The sequence below is a fragment of the Bacillus cereus group sp. BcHK124 genome (assembly GCF_027712065.1).
GTDB lineage: Bacteria > Bacillota > Bacilli > Bacillales > Bacillaceae_G > Bacillus_A > Bacillus_A pacificus.
In genome coordinates this window covers 153,209-172,093 of the sequence record NZ_JAQFPJ010000002.1, presented here as the reverse complement: position 1 = coordinate 172,093, position 18,885 = coordinate 153,209, and the positions used below count along the sequence as shown (strand labels likewise).

Here is an 18,885-nt window from a genome sequence, read left to right as displayed (position 1 = left end):
TGTGCAGACGTTATTTGAAAATCATCTCCGAGGAGCCGAGGCTGAAAGTAAGTAAGCCCGGACGGATGTCTACCGTTACAAAGAACACGTATGATAGTACGTTGCTAAGTGCTATTAGCGAAGAGCTAATAGAATTAGGGTGGTAACGCGGTTAAACCCGTCCCTACTTCATAGGGACGGGTTTTTTGTGTGCTTTAAAACATAAAAAGGAGTGATTGTAGATGAAGAAAGTAGATGTAAAAGAGTCAGCTGTAGGGAGAGAAACACGTATTCGTAAGCAGTGGAACGAGCAAAGTATTTTCGAGCAATCAATTCAGAATCGAGAAGGCGCACAATCGTTTGTTTTTTATGAAGGACCACCAACGGCGAATGGATTACCGCATGTAGGTCATGCGCTTGGACGAACAATTAAAGATGTAGTAGCAAGATATAAAACGATGTCTGGTTATAAAGTGTTAAGAAAAGCGGGATGGGATACACACGGTTTACCTGTAGAATTAGGTGTTGAGAAACAACTTGGTATTTCTGGTAAACATGAAATCGAAGAGTATGGAATTGAACCATTTATTAAAAAGTGTAAAGAGAGTGTATTCACATATGAGAAGCAGTGGCGTGAATTCACTGAAAGCATCGGTTACTGGGTAGATATGGATGATCCATACGTTACGTTAGAGAATCCATATATCGAAAGTGTATGGCATATTTTAGGGACGATTCATGAAAAAGGTTTATTGTATAAAGGACATAGAGTTTCACCATACTGCCCAAGCTGTCAAACTTCACTAAGTTCACATGAAGTTGCACAAGGGTATAAAACAGTAAAAGATTTAAGTGCAACAGTTAAATTTAAAGTGAAAGATAGTGAAAATGAATATTTCCTAGGCTGGACGACAACACCTTGGACACTTCCAGCCAATGTTGCGCTCGCTGTACATCAAAATATGGAATACGTGAAAGCGAAACAAGAAGGTCATGTATACATTGTTGCGAAAGAACGTGTACAAGATGTATTAAAAGAAGACTATGAAGTATTATCTGTCCATAAAGGCGAAGAATTAGTAAATACATCTTATATGCCACCATTTCCAATGAAGGAAGTTACAAATGGTTACCACGTTATCGCAGCCGATTTTGTCACGGCAGATAGTGGTACAGGACTCGTTCATATCGCACCGGCATACGGGGAAGACGATTATAGAGTCGTTCAAAGTGAAGGATTGTCATTCTTGCATGTTGTAGATGAGAAAGGTGAGTATACAGAGGCAGTACCATTTTTGAAAGGTAAATTTGTTAAAGATAGTGACGTAGATATCGTTCGTTATTTAGCGAAGGAGGGCTTACTATACCATAAAGAAAAGTATGAACATAGCTACCCGCATTGCTGGCGCTGTGATTCACCACTTCTTTATTATGCAGGAGAGAGTTGGTTAATCCGAACAACTGCAATTAAGGATACATTTTTACAAAATAACGATACTGTTACTTGGTATCCAGACCATATGAAACATGGACGCTTTGGTAAGTTTTTAGAAAATATGGTGGACTGGAATATTAGCCGAAATAGATATTGGGGAACACCATTAAACGTATGGGAATGTGAAAGTTGCGATCATCAATTCGCACCGAAAAGCATTGCTGATTTAAGAAAGCATAGTACGAAAGAAACACCTGAAGATTTAGAATTGCATAAGCCGTATGTAGATGAAGTGCAAGTTAGCTGCGAAAAATGCGGAGGTGCGATGAATCGTACACCAGAAGTAATTGATGTTTGGTTTGATAGTGGTTCGATGCCATTTGCGCAATATCATTATCCATTTGAAAATAAAGAGTTATTTGAAGAACAGTTTCCAGCAGATGTAATTGCAGAAGGCATTGATCAAACACGCGGCTGGTTTTATAGTTTATTAGCAGTATCGGCACTATATACTGGAAAAGTACCGTATAAACGAGTGCTATCACTAGGGCATGTATTAGATGAAGAAGGACAGAAAATGTCTAAAAGTAAAGGGAATGCACTAGATCCAGTTGATTTAGTAAATCAGTTTGGTGCAGATGCTTTAAGATGGGCACTTCTCGTTGACAGTGCTCCGTGGAATGCGAAGCGTTTTTCTGAAAGAACAGTATTGGAAGCGAAATCTAAGTTTGTAGATACATTAGTCAATGTGTATAGCTTCTACGTTTTATATGCAAATTTAGATGAGTATAATCCAGATGAAACATATGACGTAAAGCGAACGAAATTGGATGAATGGGTATTATCAAGATTGCATAGTACAACGAAAAAAGTGAGAACTGCACTTGATGATTATCAATTTACGAATGCAGCTCGTGAAATCGCGACGCTTGTAGATGAAGTAAGTAATTGGTACGTAAGGCGATCGCGTAATCGTTTCTGGGAGTCTGGTATGAATGCTGAAAAAGCAGCTGCGTATGAGACACTTCATGAAGTACTTGTGACAATTAGTAAATTAATTGCACCATTTACACCGTTTGTCGCTGAAGATATTCATTTAAATTTAACTGGAAGTAGCGTTCATTTAGAGGATTATCCAATTGTAAATGAATCACTACTTCAACCGAAATTAGAAGCGGAGATGGATGCAGTTTTACAAGTTGTTGAACTTGGAAGAAGTAACCGTAATCAACATTCTTTAAAAGTAAAACAGCCGTTAGCGGAACTTGTATTACTTGAGCATAATGAAAATGATATGGATTGGGAATTTTATCGTGATATCGTCATGGATGAGTTAAATGTAAAAGCGTTCCATGTTGAACTCGATGAAACGAAATACACGTCCTATCAATTAAAGTTGAACTTTAAAACGGCTGGGCCGAAGTTCGGTAAAAATGTGAATGCAGTAAATGGTTGGCTAAAACAATTACCACAAGACGAGGTACAAAACTTTGTTTCTACAGAAAGAGCGGTTTACGAAGGTGCATCAGGAGAAGAAATAGTTGTAACGACTGAAGATGTATTAGTAGAGAAAGTTGCGAAATCTGGATTCTCTAATACAACTAACGGACAATATACAGTAATGTTAGATACGAATGTAACGGAAGAATTGCTACAAGAAGGAGTAGCACGTGAATTCATTCGCGCCGTTCAAGAATATCGTAAGCAGTTGAATTTACCTGTTAATTTACGAGTAGATGTAATTCTTGATACAGAGGAAGAACTACAGCAAACGTTAACGAATCATAAAGAGTTGTTGGAAGAAAACTTACTCGTTAAACAATTTACATTTGGTCACTTAACGAATGAAGATGATGAACTATCTTTAGGTGAGACGAAAGTTCGTATTAAATTAAGCGCGACTAAGTAAAGAAAAGGAAGTTGGAATCATTCCAACTTCCTTTTTTGTATGATAGATATTTATCCGGCTAATTTTTTCATAATCGATTCGATAGGACCTCAAGAAAATTTCTTTCTAAAGTATTGTTTTCGCTTTACACATAAATATTGAGAAAATTTCACGCCCCCTGAATGGAAAGGTAATAGAATTGTTCATAGAGAATTACTCGTAGATTCAATTTTTATTCCCCCCATTTTATGGGGAATGATTGCCTAGTGGTAATGGGATAAGGTTGAGCTACTTTATTAGGGGGAGTGGTTCTATGTTTAATAAAAAAATGGTGGCAATGGCAATGACTGTGCCGTTAGTAATGGGGACGATTACTACAGTTTCGGCATTGGAAAAACAACAGCAAGTAAAGCTAGAAGCTTATTCGCCGCAGAAAAAAGCAACTGAATATTTAAAAGAAAATGCTGCGCAGTATGGATTAAAAGCAGACCTTTCAGACTTGCAATATATTTCTACAACAGAAACGTCAGTAGCTTCATATGTTAGGTTCCAACAAGTTGTGAATGGTGCGCCTGTATTTTCAAAACAAATTACAGTTACTCTTAACGGTGAGGGAAAAGGAGTACTTGCTGTTTCTGATTATCAATCTGTTAAAGGTGTGAAGGAAGCTACGACAAAAATTAGTGAAAAAGATGCAATACAAAAATCAATGGCGTATGTTGGAGAAGCAAGTGAACAAAACTTATGGGCTCCTACAGAGAAAGAATTTGGATATATTATTGAAGAGGGAATTGCTCGTCCAGTATATAAAGTTGTAGTCCATTCTAATAATCCATTTGGTGCATGGGAAACATTTGTTGATGCAGAAAATGGAAAGTTAATTAAAAAGGTTGATATAAACCGTAAAGCAGAAGGATCAGGAAAAGTATTTTTACCTAACCCAGTCGTATCTAGCGGTAGTAAAGTAGGGTTAAAAGATAACAATGATGCAGATTCAACAGCATTAACGAACCAATTAAAGACTGTTACGTTAAAAGGTTTAGATGGGACAGGATTTTTAATTGGAGAGTATGTAACGATTTCTTCAAAAGCAAAAACGAAATCTACAAATTTACAATTTAACTATACACGCGCAAATGATAGCTTTGAAGATGTCATGTCGTATTATCATATCGATACTTTGCAACGTTACATTCAAAGTTTAGGTTTTAAAAATATTAATAATCGCTCTATTAAAGTGAATGTAAATGGAACGACGGCGGACAACTCATTTTATTCTCCGACAACGAAAGCTTTAACATTTGGTACTGGCGGAGTAGATGATGCAGAAGATGCGGGTATTATCGCACATGAATATGGACATTCGATTCAAGATAATCAAGTTCCTGGTTTTGGTAGTTCGGCAGAAGGCGGAGCGATGGGAGAAGGATTTGGAGACTTCTTAGGTGCTACGTATGAAGATGCAGTATCAACTACAGGGTACGGAAAAGCATGTGTTGGAGAATGGGATGCGACTGCTTATTCTAGTTCAGATCCAACGTGCTTACGCCGATTAGATAATAATAAAGTGTATCCGAAAGATATTACGAATGAAGTACATGATGATGGAGAAATTTGGGCACAAGGCCAATATGAAATGGCGCAAGCATTTGGTCGTGATGTAGCAACGAAAATTATTTTACAATCGCACTGGTCATTAACACCAAACTCTAAATTCAGTGATGGAGCAAAAGCGATTAAACAAGCGGATGCTCTTTTATATGGCGGACAACATGCTGCGGATATTGATCGTATTTGGGCAGCGAGAGGAATTAGTACGAATTAATATAAAAAGTCGTGGCATGTATAAGCCACGACTTTTTAATTTGCTTAAGAACTGGTACTAGTAAAGTAAGCTATACGAATGATAATGTGAATTTATTCGCATTTCATTTGTTTTTTTCGTCTTTAAAAACAAAATGCTCTTTAAATTTTCTAGACTCTACTTTTTGACCATTTCTCATGGAGCGGAAAGGGTGTTCTTGCCAAGTAATAATTACATCAACTTCATCCGCTTTTGTAGCAACTGGAAAATTAACATGTTCAAATCCAGTTTTTCCACTTGCTAAACGACTTTCCTTTAGAGAAAAGAGTTCATATTTCGTTTTTGTTTTTGGTTCGTTACGGAATACTTCGACTTGTACGTTATATACTTCACTGTTTCCAACATTTTTTACTGAAAATTGATAAGTTTGGAATTCATCTTTTTTAGCTTGAAGCTTTTTTTTGTTTACTTTTTTCGGTTCAGCAATATTCACTTGCCATTGATCAGAGTTTTGAGAGATAGGTAAAGATTTTGGTGAGTATGCGTACGTTTCATTCACTACAATTAGGCATAACAAAAGAAGAAAGAAACTAATCGCTTTTTTCATATTAACACCTCACTATAAAATTTTTATTAATATGCGTAAATAAAACGGAAAATATGTAATTAAATGGAAGGTGATTAATACTTTGATTCGAATGAATTTGAAAAAACTTGAAGAGGTAATAGATGGAGAAGGGTTATACGAATCGTTTCATCATTTAGAAATACATGGTGTCTGTATAGATTCCAAAAACATGAAAGAAGGAAATTTATTTGTTCCAATCATTAGGGTGAAAGATGGGCATAAGTATGTGAAAGAAGCAATGGATAATGGAGCTGTCGCTTCCTTATGGAAAAAGTCTTACGGTACTCCGCCAAAAGGGATTCCAATTATATTTGTAGATGACACTTTGTTTGCTTTGCAACAATTGGCACAATTTTATAGAAGAGAGATAAATGTAAAAGTAATTGGAATTACAGGTAGTAATGGCAAGACTACGGTAAAAGATATAATAGGAGGTATTTTAAGTTCAACTTATCGAGTGCATAAAACAAAAGGTAATTTTAATAGTCAAATCGGTTTGCCGTTAACAATTTTAGAGATGAAACGAGATACAGAGTTTTTAATACTTGAAATGGGAATGAGTGAAAAAGGACAAATTCGAAATTTATCACGAATAGCACAGCCAGATGTAGCGATTATTACAATGATTGGACAGTCACATCTAGAGACGCTTGGATCAAGAGAAGAGATTGCAAAGGCTAAATTTGAAATTATAGACGGATTAAATGACGATGGACTGTTCCTATATAATGGCGACGAGCCATTACTTTCTCAAAATATTAATATGCTAGGTATAGAAAGTAAGTCATTTGGTGGAAAGTATACAAATGATTTGTTTCCAACGAACGTACAATTAGATGAATATGGTGTTCATTTTAAATTAAATAATACAAAAATACAGTACGATGTTCCCTTACATGGAAAACATAATATTTTAAATGCGATTGTCGGAATTGCTGTAGGGCAATTTTACAAAGTCCCTATAGAAAAAATACAAGAAGCATTGCAGCAAATAAATATTACACAAATGCGCTTTCAGTTTTTAACCGCTAAAACAGGTTTTACAATTATTAACGATGCATGGAATGCAAGTCCCTCCTCAATGAAGGCTGCAATTGAAACGTTACAGAAATTAAATGCCTATGAGAAAAAAATAATCGTAATTGGGGATATGTTAGAGTTAGGGAAGGAAGCTAAAACATATCATAGAGAAATTGGTAAAATGTTAAATGAAGAGAGCATCCAATATGTATTTACGTATGGAGCGTTATCTGAAATCGTAGCGGAAGAAGCAAGAAAGAACTATCATACAGGAAAAGTACAGTCATTTGATAATAAAGACGAGATAGCAGAGGAAGTATTAAAAGTAATAACGAAAAAGGATGTTGTTTTATTGAAAGGTTCACGTGGAATGGCTTTAGAGGAGATTGTACAAAACTGGATGTGAAAAATCAAAATATATTTAAAAGTGCTTGCATTTTATAAGTTAAAGAGATAGAATACTCTGTAAATATAAAAAGTGATGATCAGGAAAAGTACATGATGCAAAGGTCTACAGAGAGCAATCGGTTGCTGAGAAGATTGCGATACCGCATGATGGAAAGACACCTGTGAGTGTTGCTTTGAACGTGATAATTAGTAAAAGCAAACGGTACCTACCGTTATCAGGGCTAAGATGGTCATTATGACAATTTGGGTGGTACCGCGGAAAAATCCGTCCCTATTTATAGGGGCGGATTTTTGTATTCTTTTAAGGGAGGTGAGTGACCGTGGATGATGACGATGACAACAACAATAACGTAAATAAATATAAAATTACTGGAGGGAAAAATAATGGAGTCAATAATGAAGCGTTCACTCACAAAAGAATGTACAAAGCAAAGCGGAAAAGTTGTATTACTTCAAGGATGGGTAAAAAAGATTCGTCATCTAGGTAATGTTAGTTTTTTATTAATAAGAGATCGCTCAGGAGTTATGCAATGTGTATTAGAAAATGAGTTAGCTGGATATAAGGTAGATGTGGAAAGTGTCGTTCAAGTAGTAGGCCAAATAGTAGAGACTTCGAAAACAGAATTAGGAGTTGAAGTGCTCGCTCACGAAGTGAAAATATTAAATCGCGCAGAACCACTTCCGTTTGAAATAAATAAAAAGAAATTGCAAGTTGGCTTAGATCAACTACTGAATGAGCGGGTATTATCATTAAGACATGAGAGAATCGCGGCGATATTTAAAGTGAAATCTACACTTGTTCAGAGCTTTAGTGAATTTCTTATAGAGAACGATTTCACACGTATATTTACTCCGAAAATTGTTTCACAAGGGGCAGAAGGAGGAGCGAATGTTTTTAAGCTTCCATACTTTCAAAAAGAAGCTTATTTAGCACAATCACCACAGTTTTATAAACAGATGATGGTAGCTGGAGGCTTAGAACGTGTTTTTGAAATTGCACCTGTTTACAGAGCGGAGCATCATAATTCTTCCCGTCATTTGAATGAATATATATCGTTAGACGTAGAACTTGGCTTTATTCATGATTTTCATGAAGTGATGCAATTAGAAACGGATGTTTTACGATATATGTTTCAACAAGTAGCAAAAAACTGTAAAAAAGAACTACAACTATTACAAATAGAAGTACCTGTTATTACAGAAATACCGAAAATTACATTGTTACAAGCACAAGAAATTTTGAAAAGTAAGTATAGGAAAGAATCGCCAATTGGGGATTTAGATACAGAAGGTGAAAAGCTACTAGGGAAATATGTGCAGGAAACATATAAGAGTGAATTTGTTTTCATTACACATTATCCGAAAGAAGCGAGACCGATGTATACGATGCCGAATAACGAGAATCCAGCTATTACTGATTCGTTTGACCTACTATATAAAGGATTAGAAATAACTTCAGGAGCACAGCGAATTCATAATTATGAAATGTTACGCGCTTCGTTTAAAGAAAAAGGATTATATCCAGATACATTTCAATCGTATTTAAATACATTCCGATACGGTTGTCCACCACATGGAGGGTTTGGAATTGGATTAGAGAGAGTTGTATACAAACTATTAGAATTAACAAACGTACGAGAGGCGAGTGCTTTTCCGAGAGATTGTACTCGTCTTATACCATAAAAAGAATCTTCGCGATTATCGCGAAGATTCTTTTTTAATGCTATTTTATAGTTGGTTTAAAAAGGGGAAATAGTGATCCTTTCTTTTGCTAAAAAACTTAGTAAAAGTGAGCTATCAATATGAACTATTTCATTTTTTTATGTATTTTGCATTCCAGATAACATCATATATACAGCTAAAATAACGATAGTAAAAAATAAAATAGGGCCGAAATAATCCTTTTCGACAAAAAAATCAATATATCCCTTGACAGTTACAAATATAACCGATATACTTCATATTAATTTCAAAAGAAAATATATTCTAAATATTACAATGTGTTGAATAGGAGTAGTAAGGTCGTATATTTGTACAGAGAGCTATGGGTTGGTGTGACATAGTCAAATGACATCCTGAACTCGCCTAGGAGCAGTAAGGTGGAACGGAATCACATTCTTAGTAAATCTTAACGGTTAACCTTCGATATTAGGTTTGTAATCAAACGATTACTACTAAGGTGGATTCATAATGGAATCAATAAGGGTGGTACCGCGTTAAGTAAATGGCTTAGCGTCTCTTTATATAAAGAGATGCTGAGCCATTTTTTATTTTATAGAAAAAGAAATGGAGGGTTTATTTGGATAGGTTCATAAAATTTAATTATTTATATAAAAAGATTTAATTGGGAGGAAAATAAGATGAAACAAACGGAGCAATGGACTTCGAAATTAGGTTTTATAATGGCTGCAGCAGGATCAGCAATAGGACTTGGCGCAATATGGAAGTTTCCTTATATCGCCGGGAAGAGCGGGGGAGGAGCATTCTTTTTAATTTTTATATTATTTACTGTATTAATTGGATTACCACTACTTATAGCTGAATTTATGATTGGACGTAGTACGCAAAAACAAGCAGTTGGCGCATTTAAAAGTATTGCACCAAATACAGGGTGGCACTGGATTGGACGCCTTGGTGTTGGAACGTGTTTTATACTACTTTCATTTTATAGTGTTGTAGGTGGATGGGTGTTAATTTATTTATTCAGAGGAATTACTGGACAACTAATTACACCGGGACAAAATTACGGAGCATTATTTACTGAAACAATTGGAAATCCGGCTTGGGCGATTATGGGACATTTTGCTTTTATGTTTATTACGATTTGGGTTGTATCAAAAGGTGTACAAAATGGAATTGAAAAGGCAAGTAAATATATGTTGCCAGCGTTGTTCGTTTTATTTGTCGCTCTTATTATTCGTTCATTAACACTTGATAATGCAATGAAAGGTGTGAAGTTTTTCTTACAACCAGATTTTTCAAAGATTACTTCAGAAAGTATTTTGTTCGCAATGGGTCAATCATTCTTTGCGATTAGTATCGGGATTTCGATAATGGTCACATATAGTTCCTATTTAAATAAAAAAGAAAGTTTACCAAAATCAGCAATAACAATCGTTGGGTTGAATTTATTTGTTTCATTATTTGCGGGTCTTGCTATTTTTCCAGCTGTATTTTCATTAGGAATGGAACCAACAGAAGGGCCTGGATTACTATTTATCGTATTACCATCTGTATTTAGTCAAATTCCATTTGGTGGGTTTTTCTTAACAGTATTCCTTGCACTATTTACATTTGCGACATTAACATCGGCATTTTCTTTACTAGAGACAGTTGTTTCAGCATTAGCAAATGGGGAACAAGAAAAGAGAACGAAATTATCATGGATGATCGGTTTCGGCATTTTCTTAGTAGGTATACCATCAGCGTTATCATTTGGAATATGGAGTGATATTACGATCTTCGGAAAGAATATTTTTGATGCAGTAGACTTCTTATCTAGTAATATATTAATGCCACTTGGTGCACTATTTATTAGTATTTTCGTTTCATTTAAAATGGAAAACAAGGTATTAGAAGCAGAGTTTTTTGTAGGTGGTAATTATGGAAAGAAAGTATTTACTTGTTGGGCGTTTTTACTTCGATTTGTAGCACCACTCGCAATCATTATCGTCTTTTTAAATGTAATAGGGATTATTTAACAGCAGATGTTATAATATTCAGTAAAAAAAGAAGGTGATGATCATAAAGGCGAATTTGATAGAAACAGGGGAATACATGCATATTAGAGGGAAAAAGCTATACGTTGAAACACATGGAAATCCTAAAAATAAGCCAGTTCTATACTTGCATGGTGGACCAGGGGAAAGTTGCTATGATTTTTCATTTCATCAAGCGGAACGTTTAAAAGATTCTTTATATGTAATTATGATAGATCAAAGAGGTGTTTGTCGCTCAGAAAAAATTACTGAAGACGAAGCTTTTGGATTAAATGATTTGATTGAAGACTGTGAGGAATTAAAAAAAGTATTACAAATTGAGAAGTGGTCTGTAATTGGACATTCTTTCGGTGGATATTTAGCATTGTTATATGCATCGATATATCCAAGTTCAATAGAGAAAATAATATTTGAAGGACCAACTTTCGATTTCGCATTAACAAGTAGGGCTTTGTTACAAAAGGCAGGGCATTTATTAAAAAAGTATGGAAAAGAAGAAGTAGCAAAAGAGTGCTTTGCTTATTCATCTAGCGATGCTTGTTCAAAAGAGTTGTTAGAAGCTTATATAAGAATAAGTGATGAATTAGAAGAAAAAAGAATGGAACTTTACAATTATAAGGAAGATGTGACAGACGAGAGTTTATATAGTGATGAAGAGTGGGAAGAATTTTCAAATCGCTCCAAGATTCATTTTGATAGATTAAAATTAGAAGGAGCATTTCATACTTCATTATTACGAAAAATAAAAGATGTACAAAATCCAATGCTATTAATTGTAGGAAAACATGATGTAGTAACGTGTGAAAAACAAATTGAAATATTTAATAAAGATGCCCGAAACGGCAAGTATATCGTATTTGAAGAGAGCGGTCATTCACCTCATTATGAGGAAGCAGATAGATTTGCAGAAACAGTCATACATTTTTTGAAATGAAGAAAAGGGTGCTTCTCTAAATAAGAAGCATCCTTTCTAAATTTCTGGATATGTGATTGTAATGCTAGGCCACTTACTTTGCCAATTCTTTTTTATAACTCTGTTTTTGTATATATGTAATCGTTCTTTTGATTCAAGAAAATGAGCTGTTGGTCTCACTTGTAAGGAAAGGACATCTTCAATACCGCACGGAGCTGTTAATATAACATTGTTTTTTTCGTCTAATGTAACCCCTAAAGCCGTTGCTGTTTCAGGAAATTTAGAAATAGCATCAACAGAAGAAGAGTACGGTAGCATATTATTCACTACATGCATACGAGCTTGATTTTTTACTGACCAAGGTATAGAGGCATCCAAATTTATTAGTTTCTTTTCTAATAATTGTTCGTATATCTCATCTTTACGAAAAGGGTCAAAATAAATGACATCAACGTCTGGTGTAGTTGTTCTTATTTCGTAGTTATGTAAAGTATCCCAAATTTTAGAACGAACAAACCCGGCGCAAATCCACCAATCAGGTAGCTCAAGTGATTTTGCTAATTGTAATACGTTCATCATCCATTCGTCGTTTTCTATTAAGCGAATGATATGTTGCTCTGTTTGGATATTCATTGATATATTCACCTTTCTAGTAAATTAATGTATTAGTTCAATAATCCATAAAATCCAGTAAGCACCTGGTACAAATAGTAGTTGTGCTAATAATGTACCGAAAAGTCTAGAAATCATTAGCCAACCGTACATTTTACTCATAGACTCAGCACCATTCTCTGATTGTAAAGCACGTTCTGTTAAAAGAGCGATGCGTGGATCGAGTAGTACGGTTAATAAAATTGTAGCAAAACCATTTACAAGACCAGAAGCTGTACTTGCGTTTGTTGCATAATCTGGATTTAGAAAAGAAGCGTAAAGGGCAGAAAGAACACCTGCTGTATAAATAGCAGTAGCAAACATATTAATAAGCATAATACGTTTTGGAATACCACCAATGCGTAGTCTATGAATCATTTCTAACTTTGGAAACCGTACATATTTTTTTGTGTACTTTAACTTTTGAATGTTATTCGTCTTCATCATTCGAATGAATGAACCATCTGTTTCAAAATTTTGAATGACGTATCCAAATAGTTTTGTCAAAGTTGGATACAGTATAATTGCAAGTAATGTACCGATAGAAGCAGATAATAGAACGAGACGTATAATATGCTCTAAATCAATAGAAGAATCTAGTTTTGCTTCATCGACAATACCACCGATTAAAAAGGCTTGTAGTAAGTTAGATGTTCTAGAAATAAGCAGTACCATTCCTACGACGGATAAGGCAACGGCAATCTTTTTTAAACGTACACCAGCTAATCGAATACTATAAGAGCTAGTTTCAACCGCATGGATAATAATTGTGAAAGCCATTATAAAAATTAACGTAATTGACATTTGTTTCACCAGTTTCTATTAAAATAATTGTAACTTTTTCACTTTACCATATGTATCTTTTTTTGTAACTGAAAGTATGTGACATAGGAAAAGTAATTTTTCAGAAAAAAAGATAATGATAGTATTATAATAAAAGAGGTAATAGGAAAAGCTGTTATAGGTTACTTATAAAGTAAAATGAGTGGGGGATTGAAACGTGTACACAACATATTTATTTGATTTAGATGGAACATTGACGGATCCGAAAGAAGGGATTGTCAATTCAGTATTGTATGCATTAAAAAAGGTTGGCATTGAAGAATTACATATAAGCGAGTTAGATTCATTTATTGGTCCACCCATCCAGCAATCATTTGTAGAGAGATATAATATGAATGAAGGAGAAGTTGAACGAGCTGTTTCTTATTTCAGAGAATATTTAAAGCAACGTGGATTGTTGGAGAATAATGTTTACGAGGGTATTCCAAATCTTTTAAAACAATTAAAAGATACTGGAAATCGTTTATTTATAGCAACTTCAAAGCCTACTATATTTGCTGAACAAGTTATAGAGCATTTTCAACTAACAAATTATTTCGAAGGTATCATTGGAAGTAATTTAGATGGTACAAGAATAAAAAAAGAAGAAATCATTGCTCATATTTTACAAACAAATGAAGAACTTAATAAAGAAGAAATTGTTATGATTGGAGATAGAAAGCACGATATAATCGGTGCGAATTATAATGAGATTGCTTCAATTGGTGTTTTATACGGTTATGGTAGTGAAACAGAATTGACTGAAGTTGGTGCGACTCATATCGTAAATGATGTAAAAGAACTACATCATTTTTGTTTAGAAAATAGTTTGATAAAGAAGTAAATATAGAGACTAATAATCCCTTTATAACGTATGATGATGAAATCGTTTTTGTTTAAAGGGATTTTTTATATGTAATCGAATATGTATAATTAGACATTTTTAGCATGAAAAATTTGTATGAATAAGAGGAGGGATGTCAGAATCAAAAGATTAGTAGTAGAAGTTTATCAATAAAAGTTTGAATTTTCTGTTAAAGGAGGGGTATAATTGGAGCTAGTTATTATATTATTAGCACTTAGTTTACTTATGTTTGTAGCTTATAGAGGCTTTTCTGTTATTTTATTTGCACCGATTTTTGCTTTATTTGCGGTATTTTTGACAGAGCCTAGTTTTGTATTACCGTTCTTTTCGAATATTTTTATGGAGAAAATGGTAGGTTTTATTAAACTATATTTTCCTGTATTTTTACTCGGGGCAATATTTGGGAAAGTAGTAGAAATGTCAGGGATTGCGGACTCAATTGCAAAGACAATTATAGAGTTAGTTGGTGAAAAACGTACAATATTAGCGATTGTATTAATGGGTGCTATTTTAACGTATAGTGGTGTTAGTGTATATGTAGTAGTGTTTGCTGTATATCCGTTCGCAGCTAAGTTGTTTCGACAAGCGAATATTCCAAAACGTTTAATTCCTGGAACAATCGTTCTTGGAGCGGTCACGTTTACGATGGATGCGCTACCTGGATCACCACAAATTCAAAACGTTATACCTACAACGTTTTTTAAAACAGACATTTATGCTGCGCCGATACTTGGTATTGTAGGGGCAATTTTTGTACTTACGTTAGGTTTACTATATTTAGAGAGTAGACGTAAGAAGGCGAAAGCAGCTGGAGAAGGATATTTTGGTTTTAACGATGGGAATACGGAAATGGCAGCTTCTTTACAAGCAGAACAAAAAGATATGCAGCTGGTTAAAAATATTGAAATTACAAGAGCGCAGCAAGTAATTGCTTTTATACCACTTATTTTAGTAGGTGTAATGAATAAAGTTTTTACTATTATGATACCGAAGTGGTATCCGAATGGTTTTGATTTTTCTGCAATTGGTATGAAAGCATTTGGAAAAGTAGAATTAAGTGCAGTAGTTGGAATCTGGTCAGTAGAATTAGCACTTATCATAGGTATAGTAACAACGTTATTATTATATTGGAAACGAGTAGTAACAGGATTCCAAGCTGGATTGAATACAAGTATTGGTGGAGCGCTACTTGCAACAATGAATACAGGAGCTGAGTTTGGATTCGGTGGTGTTATCGCAGCACTTCCAGGTTTTGCGATTATGAGAGATGGCATTTCTGCCACGTTTACCAATCCGCTAGTGAACGGAGCAGTCACGACGAATATTTTAGCTGGCATTACAGGTTCTGCATCAGGAGGAATGGGAATCGTTTTAAGTGCAATGGGTGATAAGTTTATTGCAGCAGCTAATCAATTCGATATTCCGTTAGAAGTAATGCATCGTATCGTATCAATGGCATCAGGAGGAATGGATACATTACCACATAACGGAGCTATCATTACTATTCTTACAGTAACTGGGTTAACACATAAACAATCTTATAAAGATATATTTGCTATTACAGTTTTGAAAACGTTTGCTGTATTTTTAGTTATCGCGTTCTATACTTTAACAGGAATTTATTAAATAGATATTTTATAGACGAAAATATTAATTAGGGAAAGAAGAGGTGGAGTACTTGCAAGAAGTTGCTGAATTTCGTATGCCGAAGTCTGTATTATATGGAAGAAATTCGCTTGAAAAACTGGGGGAACAATCCAAGAAGTTTGGAAAAAGAGCTTTTATAGTAACTGATACAATTATGGAGAATTTAGGATATGTTGAGAGTTGTATACAACAATTAAATACAAAAGGTATTACCGTTATTACATATAATAAAGTAAATGCTGAGCCTACAAATATACATGTGTTAGAGGCGTTAACTATTTGTAAAGAGGAAAAGTGTGATTTTATTATCGGTCTTGGTGGTGGAAGTTGTATTGATGCAGCAAAAGCAGTTGCGGTGTTATATACAAATGGCGGAGAAGTAGAAGATTATGTCCAAAAGGATATGGAAATAGACAATGATCCGCTACCGCTCATTGCAATTCCAACAACTTCGGGTACTGGGTCAGAAGTAACAAGTGTAGCAGTAATTACGAATAAACGAACAGATGTAAAAATGATGATGAAACATCCGAGTTTTACCCCGCAAGTAGCGATTATTGATCCGATTTTAACACGTTCTGTACCACCTCATATTACAGCAGCAACAGGGATAGATGCATTATGTCATGCAGTCGAAGCATATATTTCTAAAGTTTCACAATCACTTACAGATGTACTCGCTCTTTCCGCTATTGAAAGTATTATGAAATATTTACGTATTGCATATGAAGATGGAGAGAATATGGAGGCAAGAGAAGCGATGATGATTGCTTCCTTACAAGCTGGAATTGCATTTTCAAACGCATCTGTTACATTAGTTCATGGAATGTCAAGACCAGTAGGAGCGTTATTTCATGTACCACATGGTATATCAAATGCAATACTATTACCTACAGTTTTAGAGTATACAAAAGTGAGTGCAGTAAAAAGACTAGCAGAAATTGGACGCTGTTTAAATAAAGATATGTATTCCTATTGTGATGAAGAAGTAGCCGATTACACGCTCGGGGAAATAAAAAAACTTTGCTTTGATCTTCGTATTCCAAATTTAAAAGAATACGGAATTGGTGAGGTTGAATTTGAAAAAGCTATTTCTAAAATGGCATCAGATGCAATTGAAAGTGGAAGTCCAGCAAATAATCCACGAGTACCATCCTATGATGAAATTAAACAGTTGTATCGAGAATGTTTTCATTATCGATATGAAGATTCTATAAAAACATTAGAGTTTTAATTTCAGAATATTCTTATAAAATTTCCTTGGAAATAGGTTAAAACAAGACTTTATATTTTGAACGTAAAGTCTTGTTTTATTATGTATAATATACATAATAAAATGTTTGAATCAGGTTATAAAAATAGTGTGAGGTAGGTGTAGTAGTTATGAAAACAATAGGATTAATTGGTGGTATGAGTTGGGAATCAACTGCTGAATATTATCGAATCATAAATGAAGAAATAAAAAAGAGATTAGGAGGGTTACATTCAGCAAAATGTATAATCAATAGTGTGGACTTTGAAGAGATTGAACGGTTCCAATCTAACGGAGATTGGAATGGAGCAGGAGAGGTATTAGGGAATGCAGCATATTCGTTACAGAGTGCAGGGGCAGATTTTATAATTATTTGTACAAATACAATGCATAAAGTAGTTGAGAAAATAAAGGAGAATATTCATATTCCAGTCTTACATATCGCAGATGCAACTGCGAAAGAAATGAAAAGAAAAGGTATTCAAACTGTTGGTTTACTTGGAACAAAATATACAATGGAGCAAGATTTCTATAAGTCACGTATTGAAGAAAATCATATAAAAGTAACAGTTCCATCGAAAACGGATAGGGATAAGATAAATGAAGTAATATATACGGAATTGTGTTTAGGAAAAATAGTATCACAATCTAGAGAGTATTATAAGAGAGTTATAGAAGAGTTAGTACAAGAAGGGGCACAAGGAATCATATTAGGTTGTACAGAAATAGGATTATTAGTTAAACAGGAAGACGTATCAGTTCCAATATTCGATACAACTTATATACATGCAGTTGAAGCAGTTCATTTCGCCTTACAAAATAGATTATAATTATATTATGTAATCTAGTTCGTGTATGTGGAAAACATTCAGAAAATATTTTATAATGTAAGTGGTTACATTGAAGGGGGAATGCGTGTGTTTTCAGTTCAACCAATCGCATTTGTACATAATGAAAGAAAGGAAATAAAAGATGATGAGTGGGGAGAAGTAAAATCCTATATTACTTTAACTGAAATGTATACAGAAGAAAGTATACAAGGGATTGAAGATTTTTCACATATTGAAGTTGTTTTTTATTTTCATAAAGTAACTGATGAACAAATTCAATATTTTGCTAGATATCCTAGAAATAATCATGATTATCCTAAAGTAGGTATTTTTGCACAGCGTGGAAAAAATCGTCCGAATCGTATAGGAGCAACCATTGTAAAGGTAATCAAAAGAGAAGGTAAATCAATTATTGTTGAGGGGTTAGATGCTATTGATGGCACCCCTGTATTGGATATAAAGCCAATAATGAAAGAGTTTATGCCGAAAGAAGAAATTGTACAGCCTAAATGGGCAACGGATATAATGAAACGGTATTGGAAGGGGAATGGAGTAAAATGAGAATATATGAGGCAACAATTGCAGATTTAGATGGACTAGCATCGGTTTTTAATAACTATCGTATGTTTTATAGACAAGATTCCGATCTAGAAGGAGCAAAAGTATTTTTACGAAATCGAATGGAGAGAAAAGAATCTGTTATCTTCGTAGCAGTTGAAGATGGTGAATATATTGGATTTACACAATTATATCCATCATTTTCTTCTATTTCGATGAAAGAATTATGGATTTTAAATGATTTATTTGTACAAGCTGCTAAGCGCGGGGCAGGAACAGGGAAAAAATTATTAGAAGCTGCGAAAGGATTCGCCTTAGAAAATGGTGCAAAAGGTGTAAAATTACAAACAGAGATTGATAATTTATCAGCACAGCGATTATACGCTGAAAATGGATATTTGAGAGATAATCGTTATTTCCATTACGAATTAACGTTTTAAATAATATTAAATTAAAAGAGGCGCTT

Annotated in this window: 15 protein-coding genes and 3 other annotated features (1 of these 18 running past the window's edge); of the genes, 12 read left to right on the top strand and 3 right to left on the bottom strand. The window is 34.3% G+C overall.

Going from position 1 to position 18,885, the window contains the following annotated elements; genetic code table 11:
* Nucleotides 1-168: a binding site (T-box leader), on the top strand; it begins 72 nt to the left of the window's first position.
* A gap of 53 nt (nucleotides 169-221) precedes the next feature.
* Together ileS and PDK19_RS05935 are read left to right on the top strand one after the other, a co-directional pair.
* On the top strand, nucleotides 222-3,323 hold the full coding sequence (gene ileS / locus PDK19_RS05940) for an isoleucine--tRNA ligase (protein WP_270706735.1): 3,102 nt from the start codon (nucleotides 222-224) through the stop codon (nucleotides 3,321-3,323).
* A gap of 292 nt (nucleotides 3,324-3,615) precedes the next feature.
* Nucleotides 3,616-5,127, top strand: a complete 1,512-nt coding sequence (locus PDK19_RS05935) for a M36 family metallopeptidase (RefSeq protein ID WP_000482289.1) — start codon at nucleotides 3,616-3,618, stop codon at nucleotides 5,125-5,127.
* 103 nt (nucleotides 5,128-5,230) lie between these two features.
* On the opposite strand, the gene PDK19_RS05930 is transcribed toward PDK19_RS05935, so the two are convergent.
* Nucleotides 5,231-5,713, bottom strand: coding sequence for a hypothetical protein (locus PDK19_RS05930; RefSeq protein WP_000709327.1), 483 nt, complete (start codon nucleotides 5,711-5,713; stop codon nucleotides 5,231-5,233).
* An 82-nt stretch (nucleotides 5,714-5,795) separates the two neighbouring features.
* Between PDK19_RS05930 and PDK19_RS05925 the strand changes: the two genes are divergently transcribed.
* The 4 genes from PDK19_RS05925 to PDK19_RS05910 all read left to right on the top strand — a co-directional run bounded on the left by PDK19_RS05925 (nucleotide 5,796) and on the right by PDK19_RS05910 (nucleotide 11,815).
* Nucleotides 5,796-7,160, top strand: a complete 1,365-nt coding sequence (locus tag PDK19_RS05925) for a UDP-N-acetylmuramoyl-tripeptide--D-alanyl-D-alanine ligase (protein ID WP_000620654.1) — start codon at nucleotides 5,796-5,798, stop codon at nucleotides 7,158-7,160.
* 66 nt (nucleotides 7,161-7,226) lie between these two features.
* Nucleotides 7,227-7,438: a binding site (T-box leader), on the top strand.
* Nucleotides 7,439-7,546: 108 nt separating this feature from the next.
* Nucleotides 7,547-8,845 carry an aspartate--tRNA(Asn) ligase gene (gene aspS / locus PDK19_RS05920; protein ID WP_074568036.1) on the top strand — a complete coding sequence of 433 codons (1,299 nt, stop codon included), beginning with the start codon at nucleotides 7,547-7,549 and terminating at the stop codon, nucleotides 8,843-8,845.
* Between the two features lie 311 nt (nucleotides 8,846-9,156).
* Nucleotides 9,157-9,405: a binding site (T-box leader), on the top strand.
* A gap of 117 nt (nucleotides 9,406-9,522) precedes the next feature.
* Complete coding sequence (locus PDK19_RS05915; protein WP_014893785.1) at nucleotides 9,523-10,863, top strand: sodium-dependent transporter; 1,341 nt, start codon at nucleotides 9,523-9,525, stop codon at nucleotides 10,861-10,863.
* A 37-nt stretch (nucleotides 10,864-10,900) separates the two neighbouring features.
* The gene (locus tag PDK19_RS05910; RefSeq protein WP_074568035.1) at nucleotides 10,901-11,815 is read left to right on the top strand and encodes an alpha/beta fold hydrolase; all 915 of its coding nucleotides are present in this window, start codon (nucleotides 10,901-10,903) and stop codon (nucleotides 11,813-11,815) included.
* A 36-nt stretch (nucleotides 11,816-11,851) separates the two neighbouring features.
* Here PDK19_RS05910 and PDK19_RS05905 read toward each other — a convergent pair whose 3' ends face one another.
* Entirely contained in the window at nucleotides 11,852-12,427 is a 576-nt protein-coding gene (locus PDK19_RS05905; protein WP_001025801.1) for a nucleotidyltransferase family protein, read from the bottom strand.
* Nucleotides 12,428-12,451: 24 nt separating this feature from the next.
* Complete coding sequence (locus tag PDK19_RS05900) at nucleotides 12,452-13,249, bottom strand: lipid II flippase Amj family protein (protein ID WP_000028910.1); 798 nt, start codon at nucleotides 13,247-13,249, stop codon at nucleotides 12,452-12,454.
* 196 nt (nucleotides 13,250-13,445) lie between these two features.
* On the opposite strand from PDK19_RS05900, the gene PDK19_RS05895 reads away from it, so the two are divergent.
* The 6 genes from PDK19_RS05895 to PDK19_RS05870 all read left to right on the top strand — a co-directional run bounded on the left by PDK19_RS05895 (nucleotide 13,446) and on the right by PDK19_RS05870 (nucleotide 18,859).
* Nucleotides 13,446-14,111: an HAD family hydrolase gene (locus PDK19_RS05895; RefSeq protein WP_270706733.1), complete on the top strand. Its 666-nt coding sequence runs from the start codon at nucleotides 13,446-13,448 to the stop codon at nucleotides 14,109-14,111.
* Between the two features lie 207 nt (nucleotides 14,112-14,318).
* Nucleotides 14,319-15,758, top strand: coding sequence for a GntP family permease (locus PDK19_RS05890; protein ID WP_000424303.1), 1,440 nt, complete (start codon nucleotides 14,319-14,321; stop codon nucleotides 15,756-15,758).
* A 52-nt stretch (nucleotides 15,759-15,810) separates the two neighbouring features.
* Nucleotides 15,811-17,013 (top strand): alcohol dehydrogenase EutG, encoded by a 1,203-nt coding sequence (gene eutG, locus PDK19_RS05885; protein ID WP_016717364.1) that lies wholly within the window; start codon nucleotides 15,811-15,813, stop codon nucleotides 17,011-17,013.
* A 149-nt stretch (nucleotides 17,014-17,162) separates the two neighbouring features.
* Nucleotides 17,163-17,861: an aspartate/glutamate racemase family protein gene (locus PDK19_RS05880; RefSeq protein WP_000848545.1), complete on the top strand. Its 699-nt coding sequence runs from the start codon at nucleotides 17,163-17,165 to the stop codon at nucleotides 17,859-17,861.
* A gap of 87 nt (nucleotides 17,862-17,948) precedes the next feature.
* The gene (locus PDK19_RS05875; RefSeq protein ID WP_000493234.1) at nucleotides 17,949-18,422 is read left to right on the top strand and encodes an SAM-dependent methyltransferase; all 474 of its coding nucleotides are present in this window, start codon (nucleotides 17,949-17,951) and stop codon (nucleotides 18,420-18,422) included.
* Entirely contained in the window at nucleotides 18,419-18,859 is a 441-nt protein-coding gene (locus PDK19_RS05870) for a GNAT family N-acetyltransferase (RefSeq protein ID WP_001223874.1), read from the top strand. Before PDK19_RS05875 ends, PDK19_RS05870 begins: the two co-directional genes overlap by 4 nt.
* Nucleotides 18,860-18,885 lie beyond the last annotated feature (26 nt).

Bases quoted from the DNA above. Each gene is read 5' to 3' on its own strand.
- ileS (WP_270706735.1), top strand. From the start codon at position 222: ATGAAGAAAGTAGATGTAAAAGAGTCAGCTGTAGGGAGAGAAACACGT.
- PDK19_RS05935 (WP_000482289.1), top strand. From the start codon at position 3,616: ATGTTTAATAAAAAAATGGTGGCAATGGCAATGACTGTGCCGTTAGTA.
- PDK19_RS05930 (WP_000709327.1), bottom strand. From the start codon at position 5,713: ATGAAAAAAGCGATTAGTTTCTTTCTTCTTTTGTTATGCCTAATTGTA.
- aspS (WP_074568036.1), top strand. From the start codon at position 7,547: ATGGAGTCAATAATGAAGCGTTCACTCACAAAAGAATGTACAAAGCAA.
- PDK19_RS05915 (WP_014893785.1), top strand. From the start codon at position 9,523: ATGAAACAAACGGAGCAATGGACTTCGAAATTAGGTTTTATAATGGCT.
- PDK19_RS05910 (WP_074568035.1), top strand. From the start codon at position 10,901: ATGATCATAAAGGCGAATTTGATAGAAACAGGGGAATACATGCATATT.
- PDK19_RS05905 (WP_001025801.1), bottom strand. From the start codon at position 12,427: ATGAATATCCAAACAGAGCAACATATCATTCGCTTAATAGAAAACGAC.
- PDK19_RS05900 (WP_000028910.1), bottom strand. From the start codon at position 13,249: ATGTCAATTACGTTAATTTTTATAATGGCTTTCACAATTATTATCCAT.
- PDK19_RS05880 (WP_000848545.1), top strand. From the start codon at position 17,163: ATGAAAACAATAGGATTAATTGGTGGTATGAGTTGGGAATCAACTGCT.
- PDK19_RS05870 (WP_001223874.1), top strand. From the start codon at position 18,419: ATGAGAATATATGAGGCAACAATTGCAGATTTAGATGGACTAGCATCG.